Origin of the sequence: Streptomyces sp. NPDC127197 (assembly GCF_042672405.1) — a bacterium.
Lineage (GTDB): Bacteria > Actinomycetota > Actinomycetes > Streptomycetales > Streptomycetaceae > Streptomyces > Streptomyces flavusporus.
This window is the reverse complement of sequence record NZ_JBHXVG010000004.1, coordinates 1-26078: the sequence shown is the minus strand read 5'-3', so window position 1 is coordinate 26078 and position 26078 is coordinate 1. Positions and strand designations below refer to the sequence as shown.

Sequence of the window (26078 nt, the reverse complement as noted above, 5' to 3'; positions counted from 1 at the left end):
ATGAAGACGTTGGGCCGCTGGCTCGCCTCCCCGTGGCGGCGTTCCGCGGTCGCCGTGGCAGCGGGCGCCCTGCCCATGCTCGCCTTTCCCGCCCCGTCCCTGTGGTGGTTCGCCTTCGTCGCCCTGGTCCCGTGGATCCTGCTCGCCCGTACCGCGCCGACCGGGCGGCGGGCGCTGTACGACGGCTGGTGCGGCGGCTTCGGCTTCATGCTGGCCGTGCACCACTGGCTGTTGCCGAACCTGCATGTGTTCACGTTCGTCACCGCGGCGCTGCTCGGCGCGCTCTGGGCGCCCTGGGGATGGCTGGTGCGGCGATTGCTCTCCGGAGTGCCGTCGCCGGGCAGGATCGCGGCCGCCCTGCTCGTCCTGCCCTCGGGCTGGCTGGCGGTGGAACTGGTCCGTTCCTGGCAGGGACTGGGCGGGCCGTGGGGCATGCTGGGCGCCAGTCAGTGGCAGCTGGAACCGGCGCTGCGGCTCGCGTCGGTGGGTGGGGTGTGGCTGCTCAGCCTCCTGCTGGTGGTCGTCAACGTCGCCGTCGCCGTCCTCGTCGCGGTGCGCAGGTCGCGGGTGCCCGCGGTGGCCGGTCTGGTCGCCACGGCGGCGGTCGGTTCGGCGGCGTGGATGTGGTCGCCGCGCCCCGAGACCGACGGCCATGTCCGGGTGGCGGTCGTGCAGCCGGGGGTCGTGGCCGGCCCCGACCGCCGGTTCGACCGCGAGGAGCAGCTGACCCGACAGCTCGCCGGGCAGGACGTCGACCTGATCGTCTGGGGCGAGAGCAGTGTCGGCTTCGACCTCGGCGCCCGCCCCGATCTGGCGCAACGCATCGCGGCACTGTCACGCGAGACCGCGGCGCCGATCCTGGTCAACGTCGACGCGCGGCGCTCGGACCGGCCCGGTATCTACAAGAGCTCGATCCTGATCGGCCCCGACGGCCTGACCGGCGAACGCTACGACAAGATGCGGCTGGTCCCCTTCGGCGAGTACGTCCCGGCCCGCTCGCTGCTCGGCTGGGCGACGTCCGTCGGCGAGGCGGCGCGCGAGGACCGCAGGCGGGGTACCGCGCAGGTGGTGATGGACGTGGGCGACGGGCTGCGGATCGGCCCGTTGGTCTGCTTCGAGTCGGCGTTCCCCGACATGAGCCGTCACCTCGCCGAGGACGGCGCGGACATACTCGTCGCCCAGTCGGCGACGTCCACGTTCCAGCAGAGCTGGGCGCCCCCGCAGCACGCCTCGCTCGCCGCCCTGCGCGCCGCGGAGTCCGGCCGCCCGATGGTGCACGCGACGCTGACCGGCGTCTCCGCCGTCCACGGACCGGAAGGGCAGCGGATCGGCCCCTGGCTCGGTACGGACGCGAGCACCACGCAGGTCTACGAGGTGCCGCTGGCGGACGGGGTCACGCCGTACGTCCGCTTCGGCGACTGGCCGGTGTACGGGGCCGTGCTGGTGCTCGCCGCCCTCGGTGTCACCGAGGGGGCGCTACGGGCCCGGCGGCCGCGCCCGCGCGCTCCAGGACCGCGTGTACCACCTGCTCGCACAGCTCGTGAGTCGCCAGCGCGTCCCGGGCGCTGAGCAGCCGGCCCGCGCGCACGGCGTCCAGGAAGGCCAGCACCGCCTGCTCGATACCGCGCTGGCGGGCCACCGGCACCCAGTCCCCGCGCCGTCGCACCGTCGGCTGCCCCTTGTGGTCGATCACCTCGGCGAGGTTGAGCACCTGCCGCTTGGTGTCCTGCCCGGAGACCTCCAGGATCTCCTCGGCAGAGCCGCTGAGCCGGTTCATGACACCCAGCGCGGTGAAGCCGTCGCCGGCCAGTTGCAGCACCACGTGGTGGACCAACCCGTGCTCGGTCCGGGCCCGCACCGTCACGTCGTCGATCTGGCCCGGCACCAGGAAGCGCAGTGTGTCGACAACATGGATGAAGTCGTCGAGGATCATCGTGCGCGGCTCCTCCGGGAGCCCGATCCGGTTCTTCTGCATCAGGATGAGCTCGCGCGGATGCTCGGCGCACTGCGCGTACGCCGGCGCGTGCCGCCGGTTGAAGCCGACGGCCAGGCTCACACTCCGTTCCTCGGCGAGCGCCACGAGCCGTTGGGAGTCGGCGAGTTCGTACGCCAGCGGCTTGTCGACGTACGTCGGTACGCCCGCCTGGAGCAGCTGGGTGACGATCTCGGGGTGCGCCTCGGTCGGCGCGTGCACGAAGGCGGCGTCGAGGCCCTGGGCGAGGAGGTCGTCGAGGGTGGTGTGCCGCTGGGCCGACGGCAGGTGGAGGCTGTCGGCGACTCGGGTGAGGGTCGCCGGGGTGCGGGTCTGCAGGTGCAGGTCGACTCCGGGCTGGACGGCGAGTACCGGCAGATATGCCTTCTGCGCGATGTCGCCGAGTCCGATGCAGCCGACCTTCACTGGTTCTCCTCCACCGCCTGCCTGCGCCTGTTCCGACGGAAGCATACGGCTGCTGCGGCGGCCGCCGGTCGGCGATGTCGCCGAAGCTGCGCAGGACGAGCGCCGGTCCCGCCTTCGACAGGGCGGCCGCAGTGGCATTGCGTGCGGGGCCGCTCGTGAAACTCCTCGAGAAACCGGCGGAGTTGGGACAGGATGCGCATATGACGACCGAGCGCCGTGAGCCTGCCCAGAACGCCGACGAACGCACCATGCTGGAGGGATGGCTGGAGTACCACCGGCAGACCCTCGCCCTGAAGTGCGAGGGGCTGAGCGATGCCCAGCTCAGGACCGCGTCCGTGGAGCCGTCCGAGTTGTCCCTGATGGGGCTGGTGCGGCACCTGGCGGAGTGCGAGCGCGGCTGGTTCCGCAAGGTGCTGGTGGGCGACGACCCGGGGCCGATCTACTACACCGAGGAGGACCGCGACGGCGAGTTCCACCTCACCGAGGCGGACACCTGGGAGGAGGCGTACGCCACCTGGCAGGCCGAGATCGAGATCGCCCGGCGCAACGCGGCCGGCTTCGCCCTGGACGACCTGTCCAAGGGCCGCAGCAGGTTCACCGACGAACCCTTCAGCCTGCGCTGGATCTACACGCACATGATCGAGGAGTACGCGCGCCACAACGGCCACGCCGATCTGATCCGCGAACGCATCGACGGCGCCACCGGCGACTGACGTCACCTCGCCGGGCCCCCGCCCTTCGTACGAGGGCGGGGATCACCCGTCCGGAGCAACCTGCGCTCGTCCGCTGGGCCCGAGGGGCCGGGAAGCAGCAGAGTTGCGCGGGTGCATCGAACGACGACCACCGCAACGCTCCTGGTCACCGTGGCTGTCTCGGCCCTGGCCGGCTGTACGACGGTCCAGGGCCCGCCTGTGGCCGGGCCGCCGACGGCGCCGTCCCAGCAGTCGCCGGCCGGCCCGGACGGCCGGACCGAGCCGCAGATCGTGCAGGCGCCGGCCCGTGAGGCACTGGAGCTCATCGGCCCGTCCCGTCAGCCCTCGGTACCTGCGACGCCACGCCGTACGGCAGCCTCGACCCCGCCGCCGGTCCACCAGCCGCCGACGCCCCGCCCGCAACCGAGCCGACAGTCCCGACCGGAGCGTTCGGAGCCCTGGCAGTCGCCGTCTCCGGTCATCCGGCTCCCGGACGTGTCGGACACGCTCCGGGACACCACGGATGTGTGCGCCCTCGGCAGGAACTACGGCGGCTGGCGGCCGGACAGCGCCGAGGCGGTGATCTGCGAGCGGACGTACGGCCGTTGACAGGGCGCACCGCAGCTCCGCGCAGTCGCGCCGCTGGGCAGAGGCGCCAGCAGGGCCGCTGCCCCAACGGCGGAGGCGTCAAGGTCGCTGCCTGGGTGGCCCCCACGTCGCCCCGCCGGCCGCCCCGTCCTCGCCCAGCCGTAGTGCCAACCGCCCGATCGCCGCGCGCACTCCCTCCCCGTAGCTGTCGTCGCCGAGGGCGTCGGCCGCACCGCGGGCCCGGTGCAGATGAGTGCGGGCGGCCTCGGAGCGGCCGAGCTTGACGTAGTCGGCGGCGAGATTGAGGTGCAGGGAGGGGTAGAGGGCACGGACGGCGAGGGCGTCTTCGTGTGCGGCGAGCCGGTCGTCCGTGAGCTCCTCGGCGGCCGTCAACGCCCGCAGGTCCCAGGCCAGTTCGTCCGAGGGGTCGTCCTGGGTGTCGGCCATGTAGTGCGCCAGCGTGCACCGGTGCAGCGGGTCGCCGTCCTCGCCGATCTCCGCCCACAGTTGCAGGAAGCGGTGCCGGGCCTCCTCGCGGTCGCCCGCGTGATGCAGCATGACGACCTGCCCGATCCGCGTCATCACGGCATCCGGCGCCGCCTGCTCCTGTCGCTCCGCCACCGCACTCTCCCAGCACTCACCGACGTCCGATCCGTCCCGACGCTAGCGGCAGCCACCGACAATCACGGCGAGGCGGGGCCGACCCAGAGGATCGGCCGCACCCCGACCTCCGAGGTCAGCCCAGGTCGCCCAGGTTCGGAACACGCCAGTCGACCGGCTCGTGCCCCTGCGCGGCGATCGCCGCGTTGATCTGCGTGAACGGGCGGGAGCCGAAGAACTTCTTGGCCGACAGCGGCGAGGGGTGCGCACCCTTCACCACCACGTGCCGGCTCTCGTCGATCAGCGGGAGCTTCTTCTGCGCGTAGTTCCCCCAGAGCACGAAGACCGCCGGGTCGGGCCGCTCGGCCACCGCGCGGATCACCGCGTCGGTGAACTTCTCCCAGCCCTTGCCCTTGTGCGAGTTGGCCTCGCCGGCGCGGACCGTGAGCACCGCGTTGAGCAGCAGCACACCCTGCCGGGCCCAGGGCATCAGATAGCCGTTGTCCGGGACCGGCAGGCCGAGCTCTTCGTGCATCTCCTTGTAGATGTTGCGCAACGAGGGCGGGGTCTTCACCCCGGGACGCACCGAGAAGCACAGGCCGTGGCCCTGGCCCTCGCCGTGGTACGGGTCCTGGCCGAGGATCAGGACCTTCACCTGCTCGTACGGCGTGGCGTCGAGCGCGGCGAAGACCTCCTCGCGCGGAGGGTAGACGGGCCCCTTCGCCCGCTCCTCCTCGACGAACTCCGTCAGCTCCTTGAAGTAGGGCTTGTGCAGTTCGTCGCCCAGAACCCCGCGCCAGGACTCGGGCAGCATGGCGATGTCGGTCACGTCAACTTCCTCACGGTGTGCGGTCGCTTCCAGAGCACAGAACCTACCGGCGACCACTGACAATCGACCCAGCGGACGGCCTCACCAGCTGGTCTTGCGGTACAACTCCCACACCATCATGATCGTCGACGGGTCCAGCGCGCGCTCCCCGCCGGAGATCTCCTCGCTCGCGGCGACATACTGCTTGCCCTGCCACAGCGGCAGCAGGCGCGCGTCGTCGACGAGGATCTCCTGGGCCTCCTCGAATTCCCGCTCCACCTGGGCGCGGTCGCTCTCCTCGCGGGAGCGGGGCAGCAGGTCCTTGGTGATCTCGGGCGCGGGGTACGGCGTGCCGAGGGCGTTCTCCTCGCCGACGAAGGGCGCGATGTAGTTGTCGGCATCGGGGAAGTCGGGGAACCAGCCGCGGCCGAACACCGGGTACTCGCCCTTCTGGTAGCCCTCGACGTACGTCTTCCAGGGCCGGCTCTTGAGGGTGATCTCGAACAGGCCCGAGGCCTCCAGCTGACGCTTCAGCTCCTTGAACAGAACGGCGGTCTCGGAGCCGTAGCGGTCGGTGGTGTACCAGAGGGTGAGCGGGACGGGCTCGGTGATGCCGGCCTCGGTGAGGATCGTGCGGGCCTTGTCCGGGTCGGGGTCGCCGTAGTTGTCGAAGAAGCCCGTGGTGTGGCCGGTGAGGCCCTTGGGGACCATCGAGTACAGGGGGTCGACGGTGTCCTTGTAGATCGTGTGGGTGATGGTCGGCCGGTCGACGATCTGGGCGATGGCCTTGCGTACCGCAGGGTTGCCGGCCCACTCGTCCTTGGGGTTGAACACCAGGTAGCTGATGTCGGTGCCGGCGCCCTCGACCAGTTGCAGCCTGTCGGAGTCCTCGCCCTCCAGGGCGACGATGTCGTCGGCGGCGAGGCCGCGGTAGGTCACGTCGATGCGCTGCTCCCGCAGGGCCTTGACCATGGCGCCGGAGTCCTGGAAGTAGCGGATGGTCACGGCATCGTTTCTGCGCTCGGCGAAGCCCTTGTAGCTGTCGTTCCGGACGAGTTCGGCCTGACTGCCCTCGTCGTACGCGTCGAGCCTGTACGGCCCGGACCCGGTGACTCCGCCGTCCTCGCGCAGGGAGTCGGCCGGGTAGTCGTCGGGGTCGACGATGGACATGGCCGGGGTGGCGAGCACGAACGGGAAGGTGGCGTCGGCGGTCTTCAGGTGGAAGACCACCTCGCGGTCGCCCAGCGCCTGCACCCGGTCCAGGCTGCCCAGCAGCCCGGCGGGCCCGCCCGGCGCGTTGATGGCGGTGATCCGGTCGATCGAGTGCTTGACGGCCTGCGCGTCGATCGCGCCGCCGTCGGAGAACGTCAGGCCCTCCCGCAGCTCGCAGCGGTACGCCCGGTTGGTGCTGTCGGTGAACGCACAGTTCTCGGCGGCGTCGGGCTGGGGCGTGGTGGCGCCGTTGGGGTAGCTCAGCAGCGTCTGGTAGACGTTGCGGAACAGCTCCCAGGAGCCGTCCCAGGAAGCGGCCGGATCCAGCGTGCTGGGGGCGCTGGTGGTCCCCACGACGATCGGTCCGTCGTCACCGGTCTCGCCCTCCGAGAACAGGCTGCATCCGGCCACCAGGGATATGGATGCGATCGCGGCCAACTGCCGCAGGCCTCGGTTCCGGTTGAACACGCGCACGCTCCTCGATCTGCCATACCAAGGGTCGGCAGACCTTATCGCAGTGCTCGGCCGGCTGAACCGCAGTTGCGCGAGGGACTTGATCAACATCGCGATGACGACGTTGTCATCGCCCCGTGCGGTGCCTGTACGTGGACAGGGGCGCCGTTTCCGTCAACGGATCCGCGTCACGCCGACGGAGCCGACGCCCCTGTGTGTCCCCGGCCCGGTCAGCCCACGCCGGCGTTGAGGAAGATGCCGCCGTCCACGACGAGCGTCTGGCCGGTGATCCAGTCGGCCTGCGCCGAGGTGAGGAACGCGGCGGCGCCGCCGATGTCGGAGGGCACGCCGAGCCGGCCCAGCGGGTAGGCCGCGGCGGCCTCCGCCTCGCGGCCCTCGTACAGGGCCTGCGCGAACTTGGTCTTCACGACGGCCGGGGCGATCGCGTTGACCCGCACCTTGGGCGCGAACTCGTGCGCCAGCTGCAGGGTCAGGTTGATCATCGCGGCCTTGCTGATGCCGTACGCGCCGATGAAGGGCGAGGCGGAGACGCCGGCCACGGACGCGATGTTGACGATCGCGCCGCCGTTGTCCTTCTGCCAGGCGTGCCAGGTGCGCTGGGCGAACCCGAGCGCCGAGACGACATTGGTCTCGAACACCTTGCGCGCGACATCGAGGTCGAGGTCGGCGATCGGCCCGAACACCGGGTTCGTACCGGCGTTGTTGACCAGGTAGTCGACCCGGCCGAAGGCGTCCATCGTGCGCTCGACGGCGACTGCCTGGTGGTCGACGTCGTGGGCCTTGCCGGCCACGCCGATGACCCGGTCGGCGCCGAGCTGCTCGACGGCCTCCTTGAGGGCGTCCTCGTTGCGGCCGGTGATGCACACGCGGTCACCGCGTGCCACGAGCGCCTCGGCGACGCCGTAGCCGATGCCGCGGCTGGCGCCCGTGACGAGCGCGACCTTGCCCGAAAGCTCCGGGAGTTCCATGGAAGTGATCCTCTTTAGTCGAGCGGTCCGCCGGCCACGTACAGCACCTGGCCGGAAACGAAGCCGGCCGCGTCGCCCGTGAAGAAGGCGATGGCGTTGGCGATGTCCTCCGGCTCGCCGACACGCTGTACCGGGATCATGGAGGCGGCCGCGGCCTTGAAGTCCTCGAAGCCCATGCCGACGCGTTCGGCGGTGGCGGCGGTCATGTCGGTGGCGATGAAGCCGGGGGCGACGGCGTTGGCGGTGATGCCGAACTTGCCGAGCTCCTTGGCGAGGGTCTTGGTGAAGCCCTGCAGACCGGCCTTGGCGGCGGAGTAGTTGACCTGGCCGCGGTTGCCGAGGGCGGAGGACGAGGAGAGGTTGACGATCCGGCCGAAGCCGGCGTCGACCATGTGCTTCTGGCAGGCCCGGGACATCAGGAAGGCGCCGCGCAGGTGCACGTTCATGACGGTGTCCCACTCGGCGACGCTCATCTTGAACAGCAGGTTGTCGCGGAGCACACCCGCGTTGTTGACAAGAATCGACGGCGCGCCGAGCTCCTCGGCGATGCGCGCGACGGCCGCCTCGACCTGTGCCTCGTCGGAGACGTCGCAGCCGACCGCGATGGCCCGGCCGCCCGCCGCGGTGATCTTCTCCACGGTGTCCTTGCAGGCGGCCTCGTCGAGGTCGAGCACGGCGACCGCGCGGCCCTCGGCCGCCAGGCGTACGGCGGTGGCGGCGCCGATGCCGCGCGCGGCACCGGTGACGACTGCGACCCGCTGCTCAGTGGTGGACATTGCTGCTACTCCTCGCCCTTGGATGCGGCTCAGCGGCACGCTCTTCGATGAGCGACCGCTTAGTACCTTCAGCAGACGTGACGCTAGAAGCCCTGGCACCCGGTGTCAACGGCCCATCGGGTGCATGTGATCCATCACCTCACCAGCAGGTCGAGCAAACGCTCCGTCTCGGCCGCCGGATCGGCGGTCAGCCCGGTGTGCACCGGCCCGGGCTGGACGACCGTCGAGCGGGGCGCGATCAGCCAGCGGAAACGGCGTCCCGCGTCGTCGCCGGCCGCCTGCCCGGCCGCCTCCCCGCCGCCGCACACGCTCTCGACGGCACGCAGCGCGGCGCGTACGCCGGCCAGGTCGGCCTCCGGGTCAAGGGCCAGCAGCCGCGCCTCGTCGAGGTGCGTGCGGGCGCCGACGTACGCCTTGGCACGGCAGTACACGAGCACTCCCGCGTTGATGCACTCGCCGCGCTCGACGCGCGGCACGACCCGCAGGAGGGCGTACTCGAAGACGTCCCGGCCGCCGCCCTGGCCGGCCCTGGTGATGTGGCGCTCGCTCACTTGACCCCCTGAACGCGTTCGTGGATGACGGCAGCGCGCGCGAGCAGTGGTCGCGCATAGGCCCGACGCAGGTCGTCGGGCGTGTCGAAGCCGGGCTCGCCGGTCAGCCACGCGTCGGGAATCTCGGCGGTGACCTCGGCCAGCAGTTCCTCGGTGACGAGGGGCGCGAGCACGGCGGCGGCCGCGGTGACGTCCGGGGCGAAGGAGCGCAGGGCGTGGTCGGAGGCGTCGTAGGGCCGCAGCGCGGAAGCTTCGGCGCCGGGCCAGTTGTGGTGCCAGATCATGGTCGCGCCGTGGTCGATGAGCCACGGCTCGCCATGCCACATCAGCAGGTTGGGGTTGCGCCAGGAGCGGTCGACGTTGTTCACCAGCGCGTCGAACCAGACGATCCGCCCCGCTTCCTCGGGGCTCACCGCGAAGGCGAGCGGGTCGAAACCGAGCGCGCCGGACAGGAAGTCCATGCCGAGGTTGGTGCCACCGCTGGACTTCAGCAGCTCCTGCACCTCCTGGTCCGGTTCGCCGAGCCCCAGCAGCGGGTCGAGCTCGACCGTCACCAGGCGCGGCACCCTGAAGCCCAGCCGGCGGGCGAGTTCGCCGCAGACGACCTCCGCCACGAGTGTCTTGCGGCCCTGGCCGGCACCGGTGAACTTCATGACGTACATCCCGAGATCGTCGGCCTCGACGAGCCCCGGCAGCGAGCCGCCCTCACGCAGGGGCGTGATGTAGCGGGTCGCGATGACTTCCTTGAGCATCGCCCCAGGTTACTGGGGCGTTCGGGACGGTTGGGGCGCAGGCTGTCGGCTCGGGGCCTCTATCGGGTGACGAACCGCGTGGCGGCTGAACCGGGGCCGGTCGCGGCCCGTACTGCTGGACATCACATGACGACCGTAGAAGGGAACCCCAGCATGGCCAGCGAATCGCTTCACTCCGTGTCGGGACCGGCCCGCCGTACCGTGATCGCGGCGGCCGGGGCGGCGGGGCTCGCCGTCGCGCTGACCGCGTGCGGGTCGGGCGACGACTCGTCCGAATCCGGTTCCGGCACCGTCCTCGGCAAGACCTCCGACATCCCCGAGGGCGGCGGGAAGGTCTTCGGCGGCGTGGTGGTCACCCAGCCGGCGGCGGGCGAATTCAAGGCGTTCTCCTCCAAGTGCACCCATCAGGGCTGTGCGGTGAAGGACGTCAAGGACGGGGTCATCATCTGCCCCTGTCACGACAGCCGGTTCTCCGCGACCGACGGCAGCGTGCAGAAAGGTCCGGCGACCCAGCCTCTGCCCGCCGAGGAGATCACCGTGGAGGGGGACGAGATCAGGATGGCGTGACGGTCAGCGCCGACGGGGTCGTTCGAAGCAGCCCAGCACCTCGTCGGTGGTCGCGAGGGTGGCGACCAGGGCGAGGGTGTGCCGGATCATCGCGGGGGTGTAGTCGGCGGGCACCCCCGCGACGGCGTCGGTCGGCACGACGGCCGTGTAACCGCGGTTCACGGCGTCGAAGACGGCGTTGGGGATGGCGACGTTGGCGGAAACGCCGGTGACGATCAAGGTGCGGCAGTCGAGGTTGCGCAGCAGCGCGTCGACGTCGGTGCCCTGGATGGGCGACAGTCCGTGCAGCCGGCGTACGACGAAGTCCTCCTCGGCGACCTCGATCGGGGGTGCGACGCGCACCGCCGTGGTGCCGGACAGCTGCTGGACGGGGAGCCGTTCGGCGGCGTGGAACAGCCGGGCGTTACGGCTGGCGCCCCGTCCGTCGGGGCGGCGTTCGGCGAGGGCGTGGATCACCTGGATGCCGCTCTCGTGGGCGGCGGCCACCAGCCGCGCGATGTTGGCGAGGGCGCCCGAGGAGCGGGCCTGACGGGCGAGTTCGGGCAGCGCGCTGTCCGGGCCGACGACGCCCTGCTGGCACTCGACGGTGAGGAGCACGGTGACGGCGGGGTCGAGAAGTTCACTGAGGTGCTCGTACGACGGCATGGTTCCCCCTCGGTGTGGGAGCCGGTGAGGTCAGCCACCATTGCACGGGGACGCAAGAAGCTCCATTCTTTTCTGACACATCGTCAGGTGTTGTTCTGTCGAGGGGAATCGCATGACAGTCACTCAGCGCCGGGGCCGCAAGATCATGATGACGCCCGGTGAGCTGGACGAGTTCCTGACCAGCCAGCGCACGTGCCGGGTCGCCACGGTGTCGGCCGACGGCGCCCCCCATGTGAGCACGCTGTGGTTCGCCTGGGACGGCACCTCGATGTGGCTGTACTCCGTGGTGCGCAGCAAGCGGTGGGCCGATCTGCGGCGTGATCCGCGGGTGGCCGTCGTGGTCGACACGGGCGAGGAGTACGACGAACTGCGCGGCGTCGAGTTGTCCGGGACCGTCGAGTTCGTGGGCGAGATCCCGCGCACCGGCGAGCTGCGCGCCGAACTCGACGTGGTGGAGACGCTGTTCGCCCGCAAGAACTTCGGCCTGGAGGAGATGCCGCACGACGGGCGGCACGCGTGGGTGCGGCTGACGCCGGAGAAGATCGTCTCCTGGGACTTCCGCAAACTGGGGTCGCTGTAGGGCGCCTGCTCAGCTCGCGCCGACGCGCTCCCCCGCGGCCCGCAGTGCCTGCACCGCCGCCCGGATCGACGGGCGGCGGTCGGCGTCCGCCCGCCAGACGACGTACACATGCCGGCGCACCCGCTGCCTCAGCGGCACGGTGACGACCCCGGCCGGCATGGGATGGCGGCCCAGCAGCGGGGCGATGCACACGCCGAGACCGGCGGCGACCAGCCCGAGCTGGGTGTGAGTCTCGGCGGCGCGGTGGCCGACGATCGGCTCGATGCCCCGTGATCGCAGGGTGAACATCAGCCACTCGTGGCAGAACTCGCCCTCGCCCCAGGTGATCCACTCGTCCTCGGCGAACTCCCCGAGGTCCACCTCGTCGCGGCCCGCGAGCGGATGACCGGCCGGCATCGCCACATCGGCGGGATCGTCCAGGATCGGCGCCTTGACGAGACCGTCGGGCAGCGGCATCGGCTTGTTGTACCAGTCGAGGACGACCGCCAGGTCGAGGTCGCCGCGCACCACGCCCCTGATCCCGTACTCCGGTTCCAGCTCACAGGAGCGCAGCCGCAGCGCGGGGTGCGCGGCGCGCAGCGCGGCGAGCGCCGTGGGGAACAGTCCGCGCGCGGCGGTCGGGAACGCCGACAGCCGCAGTTCGCCCGCGACCTGTCCACGCTGCGCCTCCAGGTCGGACTGGGCCAGTTCGACCTGCGACAGGATGCGCGCCGCGTGTTCGGCGAGCAGCCGTCCCGCGTCCGTGAGCCGCACACCCCGCCCGTGCTTGGCGAGCAGCCGCTGGCCCACTTCCCGCTCCAGCTTGGCCAGTTGCTGCGAGACGGCCGAGGTGGTGATGTGCAGGCCCTCGGCCGCTCCGCTCACCGATCCGTGCCGGGCGAGGGCGTCGAGGGTGCGCAGGCGGTCCAGGCTCAACATGTAAGCAATGCTACGAGATACAGCGTGCGAAATCTCGATTGTGCTACGAGGTTCGCTCGCCCATCGTGGGTTCCATGACCACCGCCACCACCACCCGCACGGCCGACCGCGCCGCCACCCGCCCCCGCCGCACCCTCGACTGGCGGCTCCGCTTCGCCGCCCTCTCGCTGATCTGGGGCTTCAGCTTCCTGCTCATCAAGGTGGGCACCGAGGGCTACGCCCCCTTCCAGGTCACGCTCGGCCGGCTGGTGTTCGGCACGGCGGTGCTCGCGGCGGCGATGATCGTGCAGCGGGAGCGGCTCCCGCGCGCGGCGCGCACCTGGGGGCATCTCACGGTGGCCGCCTTCCTGCTCAACGCGCTGCCCTTCTCCCTCTTCGCCTACGCCGAGCTGACGATTCCGTCCACGCTCGCCGGCATCTGCAACGCCACGTCACCGCTGTGGGGCATGGCCCTGTCCCTCGTCGCCCTCTCCGAGGACCGGCCGACCCGGATCCGGGTCGCCGGCCTGGGCCTCGGCTTCCTCGGAGTGCTGACGGTGCTCGGCGCCTGGCAGGGCTTCACCGGGGTGGACGCCACCGGCACGGCGCTGGCCCTGCTGGCCTCACTGAGCTACCCGATCGGCTGGATCTACGTCCGCCGCACCCTGGCGGGGTCGCGCGAATCGCATCTGTCCCTCACCGGGGCCCAGTTGCTGCTCGCCACACTCCAACTGGCGGTCGTCACCCCACTGTTCACCACCCTGCCGACCCGGTTCCCCGTCGTGCCGCTGCTCGCTGTCGCCGCCTTGGGCGCGCTCGGCACCGGTCTCGCCATGCTCGTCCAGTTCAGCCTCGTCGCCGAGGTCGGCCCGACCACGGCGCAGATGGTCACCTACTTCATCCCCGTCATCGCCACGGCCGCGGGCGTCGCGATCCTCGGCGAGTCGCTGACCTGGTCGACCCCGGTCGGCGCGGCGATCGTGCTGGCGGGGGCTGCGCTGACACAGGTCCGGCGGGCCTGAACCGCTCCCCGACGGTCACTCGGTCGGCGTGCCGATCCGCAGGCGGTTGCCGTCCGGATCGCGCAGCTCGATCTCGCGCGCCCAGGGCGCGTCGGCCACCTGCACCCCGAACTCGGCGGCGACCGCGTCGACATCGGCGACTCTCAGGTACACCAGCGTGTCCGGCCGGGCGTCCCCGGTGTGCTCGGACAGGAACAGCCGCATCCGGCCGCGCACGACCTCGACGAACGCCGGCAGCCCCGGCTCGAAACGGTGCTCCCACTGCTTGCCGAAGCCCAGGCGCTCGTACCAGCGGACCGCTGCTGCGGCGTCGGCCACGCGCAGGATCGGGATGACTTCCTCGTCCATGGCGCCATGGTTCCAGACGCCACTGACAGCGCCGACGATGCACTAGGGCCTGTCCGGCGGGTCATGCCGCAGACGCGGGGTCTGGCACGTCCATCTGCGGCGTTGTCGTCACTCGCCGACTCCCCCACGCTCGGCTTCGCTCGTGCGGGAGGGGCCCCCATCGCGTCGACTCCCTCCTCCGCCTTGCAGCTGGACGCACCAGACCCCGCTCGCCAGCGCTGATAGGGCGCCGCCGATTTCCTGCGACCTGATCCGCCGGACAGGCCCTAGACATACCTACGCACCGGCGCCGGTCCCACCGCTGAGGTGATCGCGTCGGCCAGTGGGCCGGCCTCGTCCTCGGTCAGTGTGGCGACGGTGACCCGGATGCCGGGTGGGGCGCTCATCCGGAAGCGGGCGCCGGGGGCGACCGCCCAGCCGGCGTGCAGCAGACGCGCGACGGCTCCCGTCTCGTCGGGCACCGGAATCCACACGTTCAGGCCGCTGCGCCCGTACGCCGCAATGCCACGCCGTGCGAGCTCGCCGATCAGGGCGTCCCGGCGCCGCCCGTAGGCCGCCGCGACCGCCGACGCGTCCACCGCGCCGTCGGCCCACAGCCGTGCCACCGCCCGCTGGATGATCCGGCTGACCCAGCCGGGCCCCAGCCGCTGCCGCCCGCGGACCCGGTCCAGCGTCACCTCGTCCCCCGTGAGCACGGCGAGCCGCAGGTCGGGGCCGTACGCCTTGGCCGCCGAGCGGACGAAGGCCCAGTGGGCGGTGACACCTGCCAGGGGGTGCAGTGGCAGGTCCACGATCCCGTGCCCGTGGTCGTCTTCGATCAGCAGGATCGCCGGGTGCCGGCGGAGCACGGAGCGCAGAGCACGCGCGCGTGCAGGGCTCACCACGGCTCCGGTGGGGTTCTGGGCTCGGTCCGTGACGATCAGGGCCCGCGCTCCCGCCGACAGGGCGCGCTCCACGTCGTCGGGGAGCGGTCCGTCGTCGTCGAGGCGGACCGGCACCGTGCGCAGGCCGAGCGCGGGGACGAGGTCGAGCAGGCTGCTCCAGCCGGGGTCCTCGACGGCGACGGTGTCCCCGGGCTTGAGGTGCACGGCGAGGACCCGCTCGATGGCGTCCAGCGAGCCGGAGGTGACGACGACGGGCCCGTCCGGCACTCCTGCGGCGTTCAGGTCGGCCCGGGCGATGCGGGCCAGTTCGGGTTCCACGGGTGCGTCGCCGTAGAGCACCGGTTCCCGGTCCGCCTGAGCGGCCGCCGCGGCGAACGCCGCCGCCAGCGAGGGCAGCAGCGCCGGGTCCGGATTGCCGGCGGACAGGTCGCGCACGCCCTCCGGTACGTCCACGCGGATGTCGTCGCGCCCGGTGGTGGCCGGCTTGGGCCGCACCCGGCTGCCCCGGCGCCCGGCGGTCTCGATGACCCCGCGCTCGCGCAGGACCCGGTAGGCGGCGGCGACGGTGTTGGGGTTCACGCCGAGCCGGGACGCCAACTCCCGCATGGGCGGAAGCAGTTGCCCCGGGACCAGGGCGCCGGCGCCCACCGCGCGCTCGACGCTCGCGGAAATCTCTGCTGCACCCCGACCCTCGATCGGATAGTCTCCTAGCACAAAGCCAAGTATGCACTAGTGCAATGGAGAACGCCATGCAGGGAACCCAGGACACGCCGTCGCAGGCCTCGTACACCGCCACCGACCGCACGGTTCCCACCCGCGCCGCGCACAAGGCCTCGTACGACAAGGACGTGGTGCACGCGATACTCGACGAGGGCTACGTCTGCCACCTCGGCTTCGTCCGCGACGGGGCGCCGGTCGTGCTGCCCACCCTGTACGGCAGGGTCGGCGAGCGGCTCTATGTGCACGGCTCGACCGGCTCGCGCCCGCTGCGGATGGCGGGCAAGGCCGCTCCGGGCCTGCCGGTGTGCCTGACCGTCACCCACGTCGACGCGCTGATCCTGGCCCGCTCGGCCTTCCACCACTCGATCAACTACCGCTCCGTGGTGGTGCACGGCATCGCCCACGACGTCACCGACCCCGACGAGAAGCGCCAGGCCCTGGACGCGCTCGTCGACCACGTGGTGCCGGGCCGATCGCAGGACTCGCGGCCCGCCAACGCCAAGGAGTTCGCCGCCACCGCCGTGCTCCGCCTCGACCTCGACGAGGTCTCCGCCAAGATCCGCACGGGCGGTGTCAACGACGAGCCCGAGGACCTCGCCCTCCCGCACTGGGCCGGCGTCGTCCCGCTGCGCAAGGGCTACGAAACCCCGGTCGGCGACCCGGACCTGGCCCCCGGCACCGAACTCCCCGACTATCTGGTGACCGACCGGGCCTGCCACCGGGCGTGACCCGCGGGGCGGGCGCGCACCGGGACAGGCCCTGGGCCGTCCGTCACCCGAGCGCCCGCTCCCCCCGTACCGCCCGTGCCCCGCGCGCCTCGGTCACCGCGAGTCCCGCGACCGCGCCGAGCATCAGCAGGGTGCCGGTCAGCGTGGCGGTGGTGAGGTGTTCGCCGAGCAGAGCGACGGCGAGGACCGCTGCGCTGACCGGCTCGAGGAGCATGATCACGGACACGGTGGCCGACCGTACGACGGCCGCGCCCGCGAAGTACAGGGCGTACGCAAGTGCCGTGGGAACCGCAGCGATGTACGCCACGAGCCAGAGCAGCCGGACCGGTTCGGCGGTGTGCGGCACGAGCCCCTCGGCGAGCGCGAACGGCAGCAGGCACAGGGTGGTGACCGCGAACGCCCACACGGTCGTACGGGAGGCGTCCGCCCCGCCGTCACGGCCCCAGTAGCGGGTGAGCAGGGTCATCGCCGAGTAGCCGGCGGCGGACAGCAGCGCGAGTGCGACGCCCCAGGGCCGTACGGCCGTGTCCCCGCCGCCGAGCACGAGCACCCCGAGCCCGGTGAGCGCGCCGGCCACGGCCATGAGGCCGGCGCGGCCGAGCCGCTCGCCCATGGTCAGCCGTGCGCCGAGCGCGATGAGCACGGGACCGGCACCGAGGGTGACCACGGTCGCGACGGCGAGGCCGGTGGCGGACACGGCGGCGAAGTAGGCCGTCTGGAACACCGCGAGACCGAGCCCGGTGGAGCCGATCCGCAGCACCTTGCGGGCGAGGGGCTCGGGAGCGGGGGTGGTCCGGGCGCGCGGGCGCAGCGGGCGGGCGGCGAGCAGCAGGACCAGTCCGGCCGCGCAGCGCCAGAAGGACAGGGCGACGGAGCCCATGTCGCTGGTCCGGTAGACCAGCGAGGCGGCCGCACCCGCGGTGCCCCAGGCGGCACCGGCGACGATCAGATACAGCAGGCCTCGCCCGACGGGCAGGCCGGAGACAGCAGGGGACGCAGTGGACACGTGTTCTCTCCGCAAATGCGCAGAATTGCGCGGAAGTTCGGGGACCGCCGCTCAGCGGGGTCGCGGACGTCTTCCGCGGGCAGCACCGTTCCGCCCGGCGAGATGCCGCGGGGCGTGTGGGTCGGAGGCCCGCCTCAGGCGGCCGGAGGCGGAAGAACGCGTGCGTCCGAATGCATGGTCAGCACCTTATGCCGCTGTTCCGCGGGCCGACAACTCGCGTTCGGGCCCGCCGCCGGCGACCGGCTCGAGGGAGCCCTTCGCGGGCGTCGACGACTGCGCGATGAACGCCCCCACCAGGACCACCGCGCCGCCGACGATCTGCGGCGCCGACAGGTGCTCGCCGAGCAGGACCCAGGCCAGCACGGTCGCGATGACCGCCTCGAGGCAGGCCACCACGCCGGCCACCTGCGGCGAGAGCCGGCGCACGGAGAGCACGCCGGTGACGTACGCGACGACGGTCGCGACGAGCACGATCCAGGCCAGCAGCAGCACGGCCGGGACCGCGGTGCCGTCCATGTGGGCGGCGTTCCCGAGCACCGACCAGTCCATGGACCAGGGGCGGGCGACGACGGTGAGCACACCGGCGCCGATCAGCAGGCCGTAGGCGATGACGCCGAGCGGGTCCGGTGCGTCGGCACCGGAGTCGCTGCCCTGGTCGGACAGGACGAAGTAGCCGACCTGGCAACAGGCGGCGCCGAGCGCGAGGAGCAGCCCGAGGGCGTCGAAGCCGAGCCCGGACCACACCTCGACGACACAGGCCAGACCGCCGACCGCGAGGACCACGCCCAGCGCCGCGGCACGCGTCACCGGCCGCCGCTGCACGAACCGCACCCAGCCGAGGACGAGAGCGGGCGCGAGGTACTCGACGAGCAGCGCGACCCCGACCGGGATACGGGAGATGGCGGCGAAGTAGCAGGCCTGCACACCGGCGACGGCGAGCAGTCCGAACCCGGCGAGCAGCGCGGGGCGGCGGCGCAGCAGCGCCCTGTGGCGCACGGCGAGCGGCAGCATCACCAGGGCCGCGCCCGCCACCCGCAGCCACACCACGTGCAGCGGGTCGAGGCCCGCCTCGATCAGTGGTTTGGCCGCGACCCCGGAACCTCCGAAGGCGACCGCCGACCCGAGCGCGAGCGAGAGCCCGACGCCCTTGCCGCGGCTGCCCTGACTGCTGACTGACGTACGCACCGGCACATGATGACAGGCGATGACATGAGCGTCATCCCTTTTGACACCTGTCTCACCGGCTGGACGCCGCGCAGCACGTCAGCAGCCGGTCTCGCCGCCCCCGACGTTTTCCTCGGAGCGTTGCTCGATCCGGGTGAACAGCTCGCCCGCGTCGACACCGGCGCGGTCGAGCACCTCGACGGCCCGCGCCTGCGGGTCCACGACGATCGCGGCGAGCAGATCGACCCCGCGGGCCAGGTCGTCGCCGCGCCGCGCGGCCCGCTCACCGGCGTACGACATCGCTCCCGCGGCCAGCGGCGAGTATCCCTCGGCCTCGGGTACGACGGGAATCGCGCCGGAGTCCTCCACGGTGCTCTGCCAGCGCAGGCCGTAACCGATGCTGCGTTGCACGAGATAGCCGAGCAGCCGGGCGAGCTGGGGTCCGCCGTCGAAGACGGCGCGCACCTGGGGGGCGTACTCCAGTAGTGAGTGCAGCAGATGGGCGGTGTCGATCTGCCGGTCCCCGTCCCTCAGGGCCCGCCTGCGGGCACCGGCGACCACCGCTGCCAGCTCCGCGCTGAGCCCGGCATCGTTGTCCGCGCCGTGGGCGCCCTGGTCGTGGGCCGGCTGCTGGGGGATATGGGGTTGCACACTCTCACCCCATCAGTCCCTGCAGCTCCGGTCATCCCCGGACAGAAGCATTTTTGCGTCCCACACAGAGCGGACGTCCCTGGCCGGAATCTCCTCCTTACGGATGAGATCACGCCGAATCGACCGCGGGGGCGCGCGCCGTCTTGCCGTGCGCCGGGTGCGCAAACCACCGCACTCCAGCGGCCTCCACATTTTCTGACGGTTCATCAGTATTGAATGTTCCGGCCCCTGCGGCTACGTTCCGCGACACCCAAGCCCGACACGAAGAGGTGGTCGCATGGCCGAAGTCAGCGCGGAGGCACGCATCGAGGCACCGGCCGAGAAGGTCTGGGCGCGACTCACGGACTGGTCCACGTACGGGGAGTGGAACGCGACCCACACGAGCTTCCCCAAGGGCGGCCCCTCGACCCTGGAAGTCGGCGCGACGTTCCAGGAGAACATGAAGCTCATGGGCTTCCCGGCCGAAGTCGAGTGGACCGTGGAGGAACTGGAACCGGCCCGGGTGCTGGCCATTCGCGGCAAGGGCCCGATGGCCGTCACCGTCGCCACGCGCTACACCCTCACACCCGACGGCGGCGCCACGACGGTCCGTATCGACGGGGAGTTCACCGGCGCGGCGGTCTCACTGATGGCGGGCAAGCTCAAGGACTCGGCGACCGCCGCGCTGGGCGAGTCGCTGCGGAAGCTGGGCGGGCTGGTGGCCTGAACTCCCCGCGGCCGAGCTTTCGGCAGGCATGCGGAGGCGCCCCGCGGATCGTCGTTCCGCGGGGCGCCTTTTCTTCAAGGCCGTACGGCTTCTTACGGCCGCACGGCGGGGAGGCTGTCAGTCCTCGTCGGCGAGGATCAGGTACAGCTTCTTGCGGGCCTCGTTGATGACGCCGACCGCCTTCTCCCGCTGCTCCGCACTGCCGGTCTTCCAGACCTGCCCGAAGGCCTCCATCAGTCCGAAGCTGGCCTGGCGGATCTCACCGAGAGCCTCCCAGTCGATCCCGCGCGAGGCCGCCTCCCAGGGCGCCTCGGGACCTTCCTCGGCCGCCGCGCGACCCGACTCCGTGAGCGAGAACAGCTTCTTGCCGCCCTCGGTCGCACTGACGATCAGGCCCTCGTCCTCCAGCAACTGGAGGGTGGGGTAGACCGAGCCGGGGCTGGGCTTCCACGCCCCGCCGCTGCGCTCGGCGATCTCCTGGATCATCTCGTAACCGTGCATCGGCCGGTCCTTCAGCAGGGCCAGGATCGAGGCCCGTACGTCACCCCGCCGTGCCCTTCCCCTCGGACCTCCTCGCCCTCGTCCACCCCAGGGTCCGGGACCGAAGCCGGGCCCGAATCCGTGGTGCCCGCCGGGGCCGAACGGCCCGAAGGCCTCACGCCGGCCGTCGAAGTCACCTCCGCCACGCCGAGGGTCACCGTGTCCATGTCCACGCTCGTATCCGTGGCTGCGCATCGCCATCACTCCATTCCATCGTTGATCTGTCGCGATGCTTCAACGATATATCGGAATAGCTCGCTCGACAAGCCCGAACCGAGAACCACGGCCCCGACAACCGGGCCAGCACTCGCGAATTGGCCTTGGCCTGCGGCTTTGCGGAGCCCCTAGCGTCATGACCATGCAGATTCGAATCGTCGACGCCTTCACCGACCGCCCCTTCGCCGGCAACCCGGCCGGGGTCCTGCTCCTCGACGCCTTCCCGGACGACGACTGGCTGCAGAACGTGGCCATGGAGGTCAACCACGCGGAGACCGCGTTCGCCCACCCGCTCCCCGAGGGCGGTGAGGCCGACTGGGCGCTGCGCTGGTTCACACCCGCGGCCGAGGTCGCGATGTGCGGTCATGCCACCCTCGCCACGGCCCATGTCCTGCACAGCACGGGCGCCCACGAGGGCCGGGTACGGTTCGCCACGCGCAGCGGTGTGCTCGTCGCGGAGCCGCACGAGGACGGCTCGATCACCCTGGACTTCCCCACCGCCCCGCTCACACCGGCCGACATCCCCGAGGGCATCGCCGGCGCCCTGGGCGCAGAGCCGGGCGCGGCCTTCGACACCGGTCCGAACGTCGGTGACCTGCTCATGGAGCTCGCCGACGAGAAGACGGTCCGTGCCCTGCGCCCCGACCACAAGGCCCTCGGCGCCCACTCGGCGCGCGGCATCATCGCCACCGCCCGGGCCGAGGACCCGTCCCGCGGCTACGACTACGTCTCGCGCTGTTTCTTCCCGAACGTCGGCATCGACGAGGACCCGGTCACGGGCAGCGCCCACACGGCCCTCGCCCCCTACTGGTCGGAGCGTCTGGGCCGCCCCGACCTCACCGGCCTGCAGGCCTCACCCCGCTCCGGCCGCGTCCGCACGCAACTGCGCGGCGACCGCACCCTGCTGACCGGCCGCGCGGTCACCGTCATCGCGGGGGAGCTGCTGGCGTAGTCATGCCGTCGGCAGCCAGTCCACCCTGCCCGCGAGCAGCGCGTAGCCCACGAACGCGCCGATGTCGAGCAGCGAGTGCGCGACCACCAGCGGACCGACGCGGCCCCAGCGCCGGTACAGGTAGACGAAGACCACGCCCATCACCATGTTGCCGATGAAGCCGCCGATGCCCTGGTACAGGTGGTACGAGCCACGCAGTACGGAGCTGGCCACCAGCGCGGAGACCGGCGACCAGCCCAACTGGTCGAGCCGGCGCAGCAGGTAGCCGACGACGATCACTTCTTCGAGGATGGAGTTCTGCAGGGCGGAGAGGATCAGCACCGGGTACTTCCACCACACGTCGGGCAGGGCCTCGGGGACGACGGTGAGGTTGAAGCCAAGGCCGCGCGCGGCCAGGTAGAAGGCGATGCCGCTGCTGCCGATCACCGCGGCGATCGCGGCGCCCCGGCCCAGGTCCGGCCAGGGCCGGGTGCGGTCGAAGCCGAGGGTCTTCAGGCTGTGCCCCTCGCGCAGCAGGAAGTGCGCGACGAGGGCGACGGGGACGAGCGCGGTGGCGATGCCGAAGAGCTGCCACGCCAGGTCGAGCCAGGGGCGGCCGGGAGCGGCCGAGGCGTTGAGGGTGGCGGCCTGGTCCTTCAGGCCGCCGGGCCTGGTGACGGATCCGATGAAGCTGATCAGTGCGGACACACCGCTGGCACCGAGCGACAGCCCGAGCACGAGCAGCGTCTCATCACGGAGAATCCGTCGCGACGGCCGCTCCTGCGGCTCGGATTCGGCCACCCGGCCCGTCTCCGCCTGCACGCCTGCCTCCAGTCGAGTAGTCCTGCTCCGCGCTCATCTTCGCCCGTCGGCATCCCGACGAGATTACGAAGATCGCACACTCCGACCACACGACAGCCTTGCAGACGCACTTTCCCCGCCCGGCGGCTCCCCCGCCCGAGGAAGTCGTCACCCCGTCCGCGCCGGCTCCGGCAACCCCACCGGCCAGGTGTGCACCGGTTCCCCGAGGTGGCTCAGCTCGGCGTAGCGCCGCGTGGTGGCAGCCAGCGCCGCCGCGCGCGACAGCCCGCCCTCCAGTGCCCGGTGGAAGGTCGCGACCTGCCAGGACGCCCCGTTGACCCGGCGCCTGCAGCGCTCTTCGATCACGCCCAGGTAGAGGTCCCGGTCAGCCGGTTCGACGCCCCACGCGTCCAGCCCTGCCCCGGCGAGCGGCAGCAGTTCGTCCCGTACGAGACTGACCGCTTCGACCTGGGTCGTCCCGCCGTACCGCCCGCGCCTCGGCCAGGTGAAGCGTGCGTCGATGCCGTACCGGCACGCGGCGTCGAAGTTGGCCGCGGCCGCCTCGAAGGGCAGGCGGGTCCACACCGGCCGGGAGTCCTCGGCGAGCGCGCGGACGATGCCGTAGTAGAAGGCCGCGTTGGCGATGACGTCGGTGACGGTGGGGCCGGCGGGCAGGACGCGGTTCTCGACGCGCAGATGCGGGACGCCGTCGGCGATCCCGTACACGGGACGGTTCCAGCGGTACACCGTGCCGTTGTGCAGGACGAGCTCAGCGAGTTTCGGAACGCCCCCGGCGTCGAGCACCGCCAGCGGGTCCTCGTCGTCGCAGATCGGCAGCAGCGCGGGGTAGTAGCGCAGGTTCTCCTCGAAGAGGTCGTACGCCGAGCTGATCCACCGCTCCCCGAACCAGGTGCGCGGCCGGACCCCCTGGGCCTGCAGTTCGGGCGGGCGGGTGTCGGTGGACTGCTGGAACAGCGGCGGCCGGGACTCGCGCCACAGCTCGCGACCGAACAGGAAGGGCGAGTTGGCGCCGACGGCGATCTGCGCCGCGCAGGCCGCCTGTGCGGCGTTCCACACGTCGGCGAAACGGGCCGGGGTGACCTGGAGGTGCAGTTGCACGGAGGTGCAGGCGGCTTCGGGCGCGATCGACTTCGACGTGCAGATCAGATGCTCGACGCCGTCGATGTCGAGGGTGAAGTCCTCGCCACGGGCGGCCACGATCTGATCGTTGAGGAGGGTGTAGCGGTCGACGTCGGAGAGGTTCGAGGAGACCAGGTCGTCGCGGTCGAGTGTGGGCAGAATGCCGATCATCACGATTCCCGCGTCGACCTCACCCGCTTTCCGGTGGGCATATGCCAGGGACGTACGGACTTCTTCCGCGAGCCGATCGAATACCCGGCCACCCAACCTGTGTGGGGCTATGTTGACTTCCAGGTTGAACATGGCGAGTTCTGTTTGGAAATCTCGGCTGGCGATCTTTTCCAGAACCTGCGCATTGAGCATTCTCGGCATGCCGTCGGCCCCGGCCAGATTCAGTTCGATCTCCAGGCCCATGAGGTTCTTCGGGCGATCGAACCGCTTCTCCCCCAGCAGCCGCTCCAGACCCCGCAGACACTGCCGCAGCTTGGTGCGGTAGCGCTGGCGATCGGACAGGTCGAAAGCGCCCGCCACGACCTTCTCCCCCATCGAAGCGTCCCTCCTCGGTGGGCAGGCCGAAGATCCGGCCGCCGGTGTCCGGGTCAGGGGGGATGATGCCCAGCCCGGGCGATCCGTAACGCCCGCGGCGCGTGCCCGCACCCGCTACTCTGGTCACTCGGACCAGAGATGACCGGCGGCACATTCACCGGGCAGGTGCACCGCACACTTTCCGGCGCCAGGAACTCGTGAAAAACGCCGACGCGAATTGGCCGACCGCACGGGGAGCGTTTTCCGAGGTCATCGCCGTGCGATCGGTTCGGAATCGGGATGTTTTCCACGTATCGCCGACCGAATGAACCCTTGTGCGAGTGCCCGGAAGCGTTTAGACGAAACACTGGCTGAACAAATGTCGTATAAACTCCGCGGAAGACAGAAGGTTGGCGCCCGCGGTCGGAGGAACCTGCCGTCGAGATGACGTACGGCAGGCCTCACACCCACGCCCCTCTCGCACAGACCCCGGCCCTCGCCTCTCTGTCCCCGTGAGCTGACAGCGCCGTCCGCCCCCGCCACCTCGCGCCTACTTGCCTGTCGAATGAGAGGCGACCCACCATGCCGCTGCATGTCCCCCCGGCTCCCGCGCCCGCGCTTCGTTCCGTCCTCACAGCACTCGGTTCCCCCACCGCCGTCCGTGAGGCCCGAACCCCCTCCCTGCGCGGCGCCCACGGGCCCGCCACACCCGAACTCCCGTTGCCCGTCCATGTTCTGGACCGGATCACCGCCAAGGGCACTCCCGTCACCCGGCTGGCCGGCTGGCGCTTCCTGATCCGGTGCGGCGACCAGGCGGTGGCCGCGGCGGAGACCATGCTCACGCCCGACGGCTGGGCGTTCTCGCACTTCTTCGAGGGGCCGTACATCGCCTCCACCGAGCGTGCACTGCGCCAGGCCGAGACACTCGCCCAGTCGTACCAACCGCGTCTGCTGTCCGTGCCGGGCCTCTACATGCTCACGCTCTGGCTGCACGGCGACTGCGCCGCCGACGGCGCGGCCGGCCACCCGGCTGCGACGGACCTGCTGGTACCGCTGGCCCCCGCGCCGCCCGGTATCGCGGCCCACCGTCCGCACCGGGTCGCCGAGCTGCTGCCGGTGCTGACCCATCGGGTGCCCCCTGTGCCCCTGCTCGGCTCACCGGCCTGACCTGTTCCACAGAGCCGCACCCGTACCCCGCCGCCGAATTTCCCGGTGGCGGGGTACGCGTTGTTCTGCACCGTTCTGCGCCGTTCTCCACGCTGATCCCCGCGCCGATCCCGCCAGGGATATTGCTCGTACGAGCGTCTGATTACTCGTACGAGCTATTGAAAGGCTTTCGACCCGGCCGGGCTAGCCCCATCCGGCCACTGCGAACCACCCGAAGGGACAGTGCAGTTGAGATGAACCGCCCGCGCGAGTGATGCGTCATCAACCTGTGAAGGAGCGGTGCAGCGAAATCCCTGCGGATTCACGTCCGTAGGGGAACACTGGATTCGGACCGACTTAACGGGGGGCGGCCATGAACGACGCTTCACGCCGCGGGACAGACACGACAGCACACTCACCCATCACGACAGAGCGAAAGATCCCTTCCATGTGCCAGCACCAGCCACCGTGCCCCACCGCAGAATCCGCCGACCGGGAATCCGCCCGTCTCGTGGCGCACCACCCGGAGCAGGGCTGGAGCCTGCTGTGCAACGGAGTTGTGCTCTTCGAGGACACCGGTGAGCTTCTGCCGGACGGCCAGGCCATCGCCCCGCACCGACTGCTGCACGGCAGCCCGGTGATGACGGCAGCCTGACGCCGACGGGCGACAGCGCAAGCACGCCCGGACACAACCGGGGCCGACCGCGGACCTGCTCCGCGCGCCGGCCCCGACGTATGTCCGGGGGCAGTCACTCCCCGTGATCGCACCATCGCGAACACCGGCAGGCGGCCGACCAGTCGTAGCCGGAGCCGGTCAGGCGGACGCTGACGGCATGTTGACGCCACCGGCACCGGAACGCCCGGCCTGCTTCTCGGCCGGGGTCGGCTGGACGGCCACCTTCGCGGCACGGTTGTCTCCCCGGACCGGCGCCCTGCGCAGGCTCAGCACCATGGTGAGGCCGCCGCCGGGGGTGTCCTCGGCGTCGAGGGTGCCGCCCATGGCCTCGGCGAAGCCCCGGGCGACCGCGAGGCCCAGGCCGAC

Annotated in this window: 30 protein-coding genes; 11 read left to right on the top strand and 19 right to left on the bottom strand. The window is 71.3% G+C overall.

Translation table 11 applies throughout. The features are described 5' to 3' along the window. Nucleotides 1-1569, top strand: a complete 1569-nt coding sequence (gene lnt / locus ACFVJQ_RS07590; RefSeq protein ID WP_385781698.1) for an apolipoprotein N-acyltransferase — start codon at nucleotides 1-3, stop codon at nucleotides 1567-1569. On the opposite strand, the gene ACFVJQ_RS07585 is transcribed toward lnt, so the two are convergent. Then, nucleotides 1463-2398 (bottom strand): Gfo/Idh/MocA family protein, encoded by a 936-nt coding sequence (locus tag ACFVJQ_RS07585; RefSeq protein ID WP_385515349.1) that lies wholly within the window; start codon nucleotides 2396-2398, stop codon nucleotides 1463-1465. The two genes, lnt and ACFVJQ_RS07585, sit on opposite strands and share 107 nt — an antisense overlap. Before the next feature lie 200 nt (nucleotides 2399-2598). On the opposite strand from ACFVJQ_RS07585, the gene ACFVJQ_RS07580 reads away from it, so the two are divergent. Both ACFVJQ_RS07580 and ACFVJQ_RS07575 read left to right on the top strand, forming a co-directional pair. Continuing rightward, a complete protein-coding gene (locus ACFVJQ_RS07580; RefSeq protein WP_224736955.1) occupies nucleotides 2599-3111 on the top strand; it encodes a DinB family protein in 513 nt (170 codons plus the stop codon). 111 nt (nucleotides 3112-3222) lie between these two features. Next, nucleotides 3223-3699 carry a hypothetical protein gene (locus ACFVJQ_RS07575; RefSeq protein ID WP_385515348.1) on the top strand — a complete coding sequence of 159 codons (477 nt, stop codon included), beginning with the start codon at nucleotides 3223-3225 and terminating at the stop codon, nucleotides 3697-3699. 78 nt (nucleotides 3700-3777) lie between these two features. Here the strand turns inward: ACFVJQ_RS07575 and ACFVJQ_RS07570 are convergent, their stop codons facing one another. The 7 genes from ACFVJQ_RS07570 to ACFVJQ_RS07540 all read right to left on the bottom strand — a co-directional run bounded on the left by ACFVJQ_RS07570 (nucleotide 3778) and on the right by ACFVJQ_RS07540 (nucleotide 9819). Beyond that, complete coding sequence (locus ACFVJQ_RS07570) at nucleotides 3778-4299, bottom strand: hypothetical protein (protein WP_385515347.1); 522 nt, start codon at nucleotides 4297-4299, stop codon at nucleotides 3778-3780. Between the two features lie 115 nt (nucleotides 4300-4414). Then, nucleotides 4415-5107 (bottom strand): uracil-DNA glycosylase, encoded by a 693-nt coding sequence (locus ACFVJQ_RS07565; protein WP_385515346.1) that lies wholly within the window; start codon nucleotides 5105-5107, stop codon nucleotides 4415-4417. An 81-nt stretch (nucleotides 5108-5188) separates the two neighbouring features. Next, complete coding sequence (locus tag ACFVJQ_RS07560) at nucleotides 5189-6772, bottom strand: ABC transporter substrate-binding protein (protein WP_385515345.1); 1584 nt, start codon at nucleotides 6770-6772, stop codon at nucleotides 5189-5191. Between the two features lie 209 nt (nucleotides 6773-6981). Then, nucleotides 6982-7740, bottom strand: a complete 759-nt coding sequence (locus ACFVJQ_RS07555; RefSeq protein ID WP_385781693.1) for an SDR family oxidoreductase — start codon at nucleotides 7738-7740, stop codon at nucleotides 6982-6984. 14 nt (nucleotides 7741-7754) lie between these two features. Continuing rightward, nucleotides 7755-8516, bottom strand: a complete 762-nt coding sequence (gene fabG, locus ACFVJQ_RS07550) for a 3-oxoacyl-ACP reductase FabG (protein WP_385515343.1) — start codon at nucleotides 8514-8516, stop codon at nucleotides 7755-7757. A 134-nt stretch (nucleotides 8517-8650) separates the two neighbouring features. Next, a complete protein-coding gene (locus ACFVJQ_RS07545; RefSeq protein ID WP_385515342.1) occupies nucleotides 8651-9067 on the bottom strand; it encodes a DUF3037 domain-containing protein in 417 nt (138 codons plus the stop codon). After that, nucleotides 9064-9819 carry a HipA family kinase gene (locus ACFVJQ_RS07540; protein WP_385781690.1) on the bottom strand — a complete coding sequence of 252 codons (756 nt, stop codon included), beginning with the start codon at nucleotides 9817-9819 and terminating at the stop codon, nucleotides 9064-9066. Before ACFVJQ_RS07540 ends, ACFVJQ_RS07545 begins: the two co-directional genes overlap by 4 nt. Nucleotides 9820-9972: 153 nt before the next feature. Between ACFVJQ_RS07540 and ACFVJQ_RS07535 the strand changes: the two genes are divergently transcribed. Continuing rightward, a complete protein-coding gene (locus tag ACFVJQ_RS07535) occupies nucleotides 9973-10386 on the top strand; it encodes a Rieske (2Fe-2S) protein (RefSeq protein ID WP_224735319.1) in 414 nt (137 codons plus the stop codon). 3 nt (nucleotides 10387-10389) lie between these two features. Here the strand turns inward: ACFVJQ_RS07535 and ACFVJQ_RS07530 are convergent, their stop codons facing one another. Beyond that, a complete protein-coding gene (locus ACFVJQ_RS07530) occupies nucleotides 10390-11031 on the bottom strand; it encodes a cysteine hydrolase (RefSeq protein ID WP_385515340.1) in 642 nt (213 codons plus the stop codon). A 112-nt stretch (nucleotides 11032-11143) separates the two neighbouring features. Between ACFVJQ_RS07530 and ACFVJQ_RS07525 the strand changes: the two genes are divergently transcribed. Beyond that, nucleotides 11144-11611 carry a pyridoxamine 5'-phosphate oxidase family protein gene (locus ACFVJQ_RS07525; RefSeq protein ID WP_385515339.1) on the top strand — a complete coding sequence of 156 codons (468 nt, stop codon included), beginning with the start codon at nucleotides 11144-11146 and terminating at the stop codon, nucleotides 11609-11611. A gap of 9 nt (nucleotides 11612-11620) precedes the next feature. Here ACFVJQ_RS07525 and ACFVJQ_RS07520 read toward each other — a convergent pair whose 3' ends face one another. After that, the gene (locus ACFVJQ_RS07520) at nucleotides 11621-12529 is read right to left on the bottom strand and encodes a LysR family transcriptional regulator (protein ID WP_385515338.1); all 909 of its coding nucleotides are present in this window, start codon (nucleotides 12527-12529) and stop codon (nucleotides 11621-11623) included. A gap of 74 nt (nucleotides 12530-12603) precedes the next feature. Between ACFVJQ_RS07520 and ACFVJQ_RS07515 the strand changes: the two genes are divergently transcribed. Continuing rightward, nucleotides 12604-13530: a DMT family transporter gene (locus ACFVJQ_RS07515; protein ID WP_385515337.1), complete on the top strand. Its 927-nt coding sequence runs from the start codon at nucleotides 12604-12606 to the stop codon at nucleotides 13528-13530. A 15-nt stretch (nucleotides 13531-13545) separates the two neighbouring features. On the opposite strand, the gene ACFVJQ_RS07510 is transcribed toward ACFVJQ_RS07515, so the two are convergent. Beyond that, nucleotides 13546-13878 carry a glyoxalase superfamily protein gene (locus ACFVJQ_RS07510; RefSeq protein WP_385515336.1) on the bottom strand — a complete coding sequence of 111 codons (333 nt, stop codon included), beginning with the start codon at nucleotides 13876-13878 and terminating at the stop codon, nucleotides 13546-13548. A gap of 266 nt (nucleotides 13879-14144) precedes the next feature. After that, entirely contained in the window at nucleotides 14145-15476 is a 1332-nt protein-coding gene (locus ACFVJQ_RS07505) for an aminotransferase class I/II-fold pyridoxal phosphate-dependent enzyme (RefSeq protein WP_385781686.1), read from the bottom strand. A gap of 35 nt (nucleotides 15477-15511) precedes the next feature. Between ACFVJQ_RS07505 and ACFVJQ_RS07500 the strand changes: the two genes are divergently transcribed. Next, complete coding sequence (locus ACFVJQ_RS07500) at nucleotides 15512-16210, top strand: pyridoxamine 5'-phosphate oxidase family protein (RefSeq protein WP_385515334.1); 699 nt, start codon at nucleotides 15512-15514, stop codon at nucleotides 16208-16210. A 43-nt stretch (nucleotides 16211-16253) separates the two neighbouring features. On the opposite strand, the gene ACFVJQ_RS07495 is transcribed toward ACFVJQ_RS07500, so the two are convergent. The 3 genes from ACFVJQ_RS07495 to ACFVJQ_RS07485 form a co-directional block, all read right to left on the bottom strand. Beyond that, nucleotides 16254-17216 carry a DMT family transporter gene (locus ACFVJQ_RS07495; protein ID WP_385515333.1) on the bottom strand — a complete coding sequence of 321 codons (963 nt, stop codon included), beginning with the start codon at nucleotides 17214-17216 and terminating at the stop codon, nucleotides 16254-16256. Nucleotides 17217-17402: 186 nt separating this feature from the next. Beyond that, complete coding sequence (locus tag ACFVJQ_RS07490) at nucleotides 17403-18407, bottom strand: DMT family transporter (protein WP_385781682.1); 1005 nt, start codon at nucleotides 18405-18407, stop codon at nucleotides 17403-17405. 72 nt (nucleotides 18408-18479) lie between these two features. After that, entirely contained in the window at nucleotides 18480-19031 is a 552-nt protein-coding gene (locus ACFVJQ_RS07485) for a Clp protease N-terminal domain-containing protein (protein ID WP_385515331.1), read from the bottom strand. A gap of 277 nt (nucleotides 19032-19308) precedes the next feature. On the opposite strand from ACFVJQ_RS07485, the gene ACFVJQ_RS07480 reads away from it, so the two are divergent. Further along, a complete protein-coding gene (locus tag ACFVJQ_RS07480; RefSeq protein ID WP_385515330.1) occupies nucleotides 19309-19737 on the top strand; it encodes an SRPBCC family protein in 429 nt (142 codons plus the stop codon). Nucleotides 19738-19854: 117 nt separating this feature from the next. Here the strand turns inward: ACFVJQ_RS07480 and ACFVJQ_RS07475 are convergent, their stop codons facing one another. Then, nucleotides 19855-20472, bottom strand: a complete 618-nt coding sequence (locus ACFVJQ_RS07475) for a PadR family transcriptional regulator (protein WP_385781678.1) — start codon at nucleotides 20470-20472, stop codon at nucleotides 19855-19857. A 163-nt stretch (nucleotides 20473-20635) separates the two neighbouring features. Here ACFVJQ_RS07475 and ACFVJQ_RS07470 point away from each other — a divergent pair, with 163 nt between their 5' ends. Further along, a complete protein-coding gene (locus ACFVJQ_RS07470; RefSeq protein ID WP_385515328.1) occupies nucleotides 20636-21445 on the top strand; it encodes a PhzF family phenazine biosynthesis protein in 810 nt (269 codons plus the stop codon). Here ACFVJQ_RS07470 and ACFVJQ_RS07465 read toward each other — a convergent pair whose 3' ends face one another. Beyond that, the gene (locus ACFVJQ_RS07465; protein WP_385515327.1) at nucleotides 21446-22246 is read right to left on the bottom strand and encodes a CPBP family intramembrane glutamic endopeptidase; all 801 of its coding nucleotides are present in this window, start codon (nucleotides 22244-22246) and stop codon (nucleotides 21446-21448) included. It abuts the gene before it with no gap. A gap of 147 nt (nucleotides 22247-22393) precedes the next feature. Beyond that, entirely contained in the window at nucleotides 22394-23911 is a 1518-nt protein-coding gene (locus ACFVJQ_RS07460) for a glutamate--cysteine ligase (protein WP_385781674.1), read from the bottom strand. A 561-nt stretch (nucleotides 23912-24472) separates the two neighbouring features. Here ACFVJQ_RS07460 and ACFVJQ_RS07455 point away from each other — a divergent pair. Both ACFVJQ_RS07455 and ACFVJQ_RS07450 read left to right on the top strand, forming a co-directional pair. Then, on the top strand, nucleotides 24473-25057 hold the full coding sequence (locus ACFVJQ_RS07455; RefSeq protein ID WP_385781671.1) for a hypothetical protein: 585 nt from the start codon (nucleotides 24473-24475) through the stop codon (nucleotides 25055-25057). A 427-nt stretch (nucleotides 25058-25484) separates the two neighbouring features. Further along, complete coding sequence (locus ACFVJQ_RS07450; RefSeq protein ID WP_308040975.1) at nucleotides 25485-25691, top strand: DUF5999 family protein; 207 nt, start codon at nucleotides 25485-25487, stop codon at nucleotides 25689-25691. 159 nt (nucleotides 25692-25850) lie between these two features. Here the strand turns inward: ACFVJQ_RS07450 and ACFVJQ_RS07445 are convergent. Further along, nucleotides 25851-26078: hypothetical protein (locus ACFVJQ_RS07445; RefSeq protein ID WP_385515324.1), on the bottom strand; the 228-nt coding region annotated here is incomplete at its 5' end.

Coding starts and splice junctions, on each gene's coding strand:
- ACFVJQ_RS07470 (WP_385515328.1), top strand. CDS start 20,636: ATGCAGATTCGAATCGTCGACGCCTTCACCGACCGCCCCTTCGCCGGC.
- ACFVJQ_RS07535 (WP_224735319.1), top strand. CDS start 9,973: ATGGCCAGCGAATCGCTTCACTCCGTGTCGGGACCGGCCCGCCGTACC.
- ACFVJQ_RS07510 (WP_385515336.1), bottom strand. CDS start 13,878: ATGGACGAGGAAGTCATCCCGATCCTGCGCGTGGCCGACGCCGCAGCA.
- ACFVJQ_RS07460 (WP_385781674.1), bottom strand. CDS start 23,911: ATGGGGGAGAAGGTCGTGGCGGGCGCTTTCGACCTGTCCGATCGCCAG.
- ACFVJQ_RS07455 (WP_385781671.1), top strand. CDS start 24,473: ATGCCGCTGCATGTCCCCCCGGCTCCCGCGCCCGCGCTTCGTTCCGTC.
- fabG (WP_385515343.1), bottom strand. CDS start 8,516: ATGTCCACCACTGAGCAGCGGGTCGCAGTCGTCACCGGTGCCGCGCGC.
- ACFVJQ_RS07500 (WP_385515334.1), top strand. CDS start 15,512: ATGCAGGGAACCCAGGACACGCCGTCGCAGGCCTCGTACACCGCCACC.
- ACFVJQ_RS07580 (WP_224736955.1), top strand. CDS start 2,599: ATGACGACCGAGCGCCGTGAGCCTGCCCAGAACGCCGACGAACGCACC.
- ACFVJQ_RS07480 (WP_385515330.1), top strand. CDS start 19,309: ATGGCCGAAGTCAGCGCGGAGGCACGCATCGAGGCACCGGCCGAGAAG.
- lnt (WP_385781698.1), top strand. CDS start 1: ATGAAGACGTTGGGCCGCTGGCTCGCCTCCCCGTGGCGGCGTTCCGCG.
- ACFVJQ_RS07540 (WP_385781690.1), bottom strand. CDS start 9,819: ATGCTCAAGGAAGTCATCGCGACCCGCTACATCACGCCCCTGCGTGAG.
- ACFVJQ_RS07555 (WP_385781693.1), bottom strand. CDS start 7,740: ATGGAACTCCCGGAGCTTTCGGGCAAGGTCGCGCTCGTCACGGGCGCC.
- ACFVJQ_RS07520 (WP_385515338.1), bottom strand. CDS start 12,529: ATGTTGAGCCTGGACCGCCTGCGCACCCTCGACGCCCTCGCCCGGCAC.
- ACFVJQ_RS07530 (WP_385515340.1), bottom strand. CDS start 11,031: ATGCCGTCGTACGAGCACCTCAGTGAACTTCTCGACCCCGCCGTCACC.
- ACFVJQ_RS07450 (WP_308040975.1), top strand. CDS start 25,485: ATGTGCCAGCACCAGCCACCGTGCCCCACCGCAGAATCCGCCGACCGG.
- ACFVJQ_RS07475 (WP_385781678.1), bottom strand. CDS start 20,472: ATGCGCAGCCACGGATACGAGCGTGGACATGGACACGGTGACCCTCGG.
- ACFVJQ_RS07515 (WP_385515337.1), top strand. CDS start 12,604: ATGACCACCGCCACCACCACCCGCACGGCCGACCGCGCCGCCACCCGC.
- ACFVJQ_RS07525 (WP_385515339.1), top strand. CDS start 11,144: ATGACAGTCACTCAGCGCCGGGGCCGCAAGATCATGATGACGCCCGGT.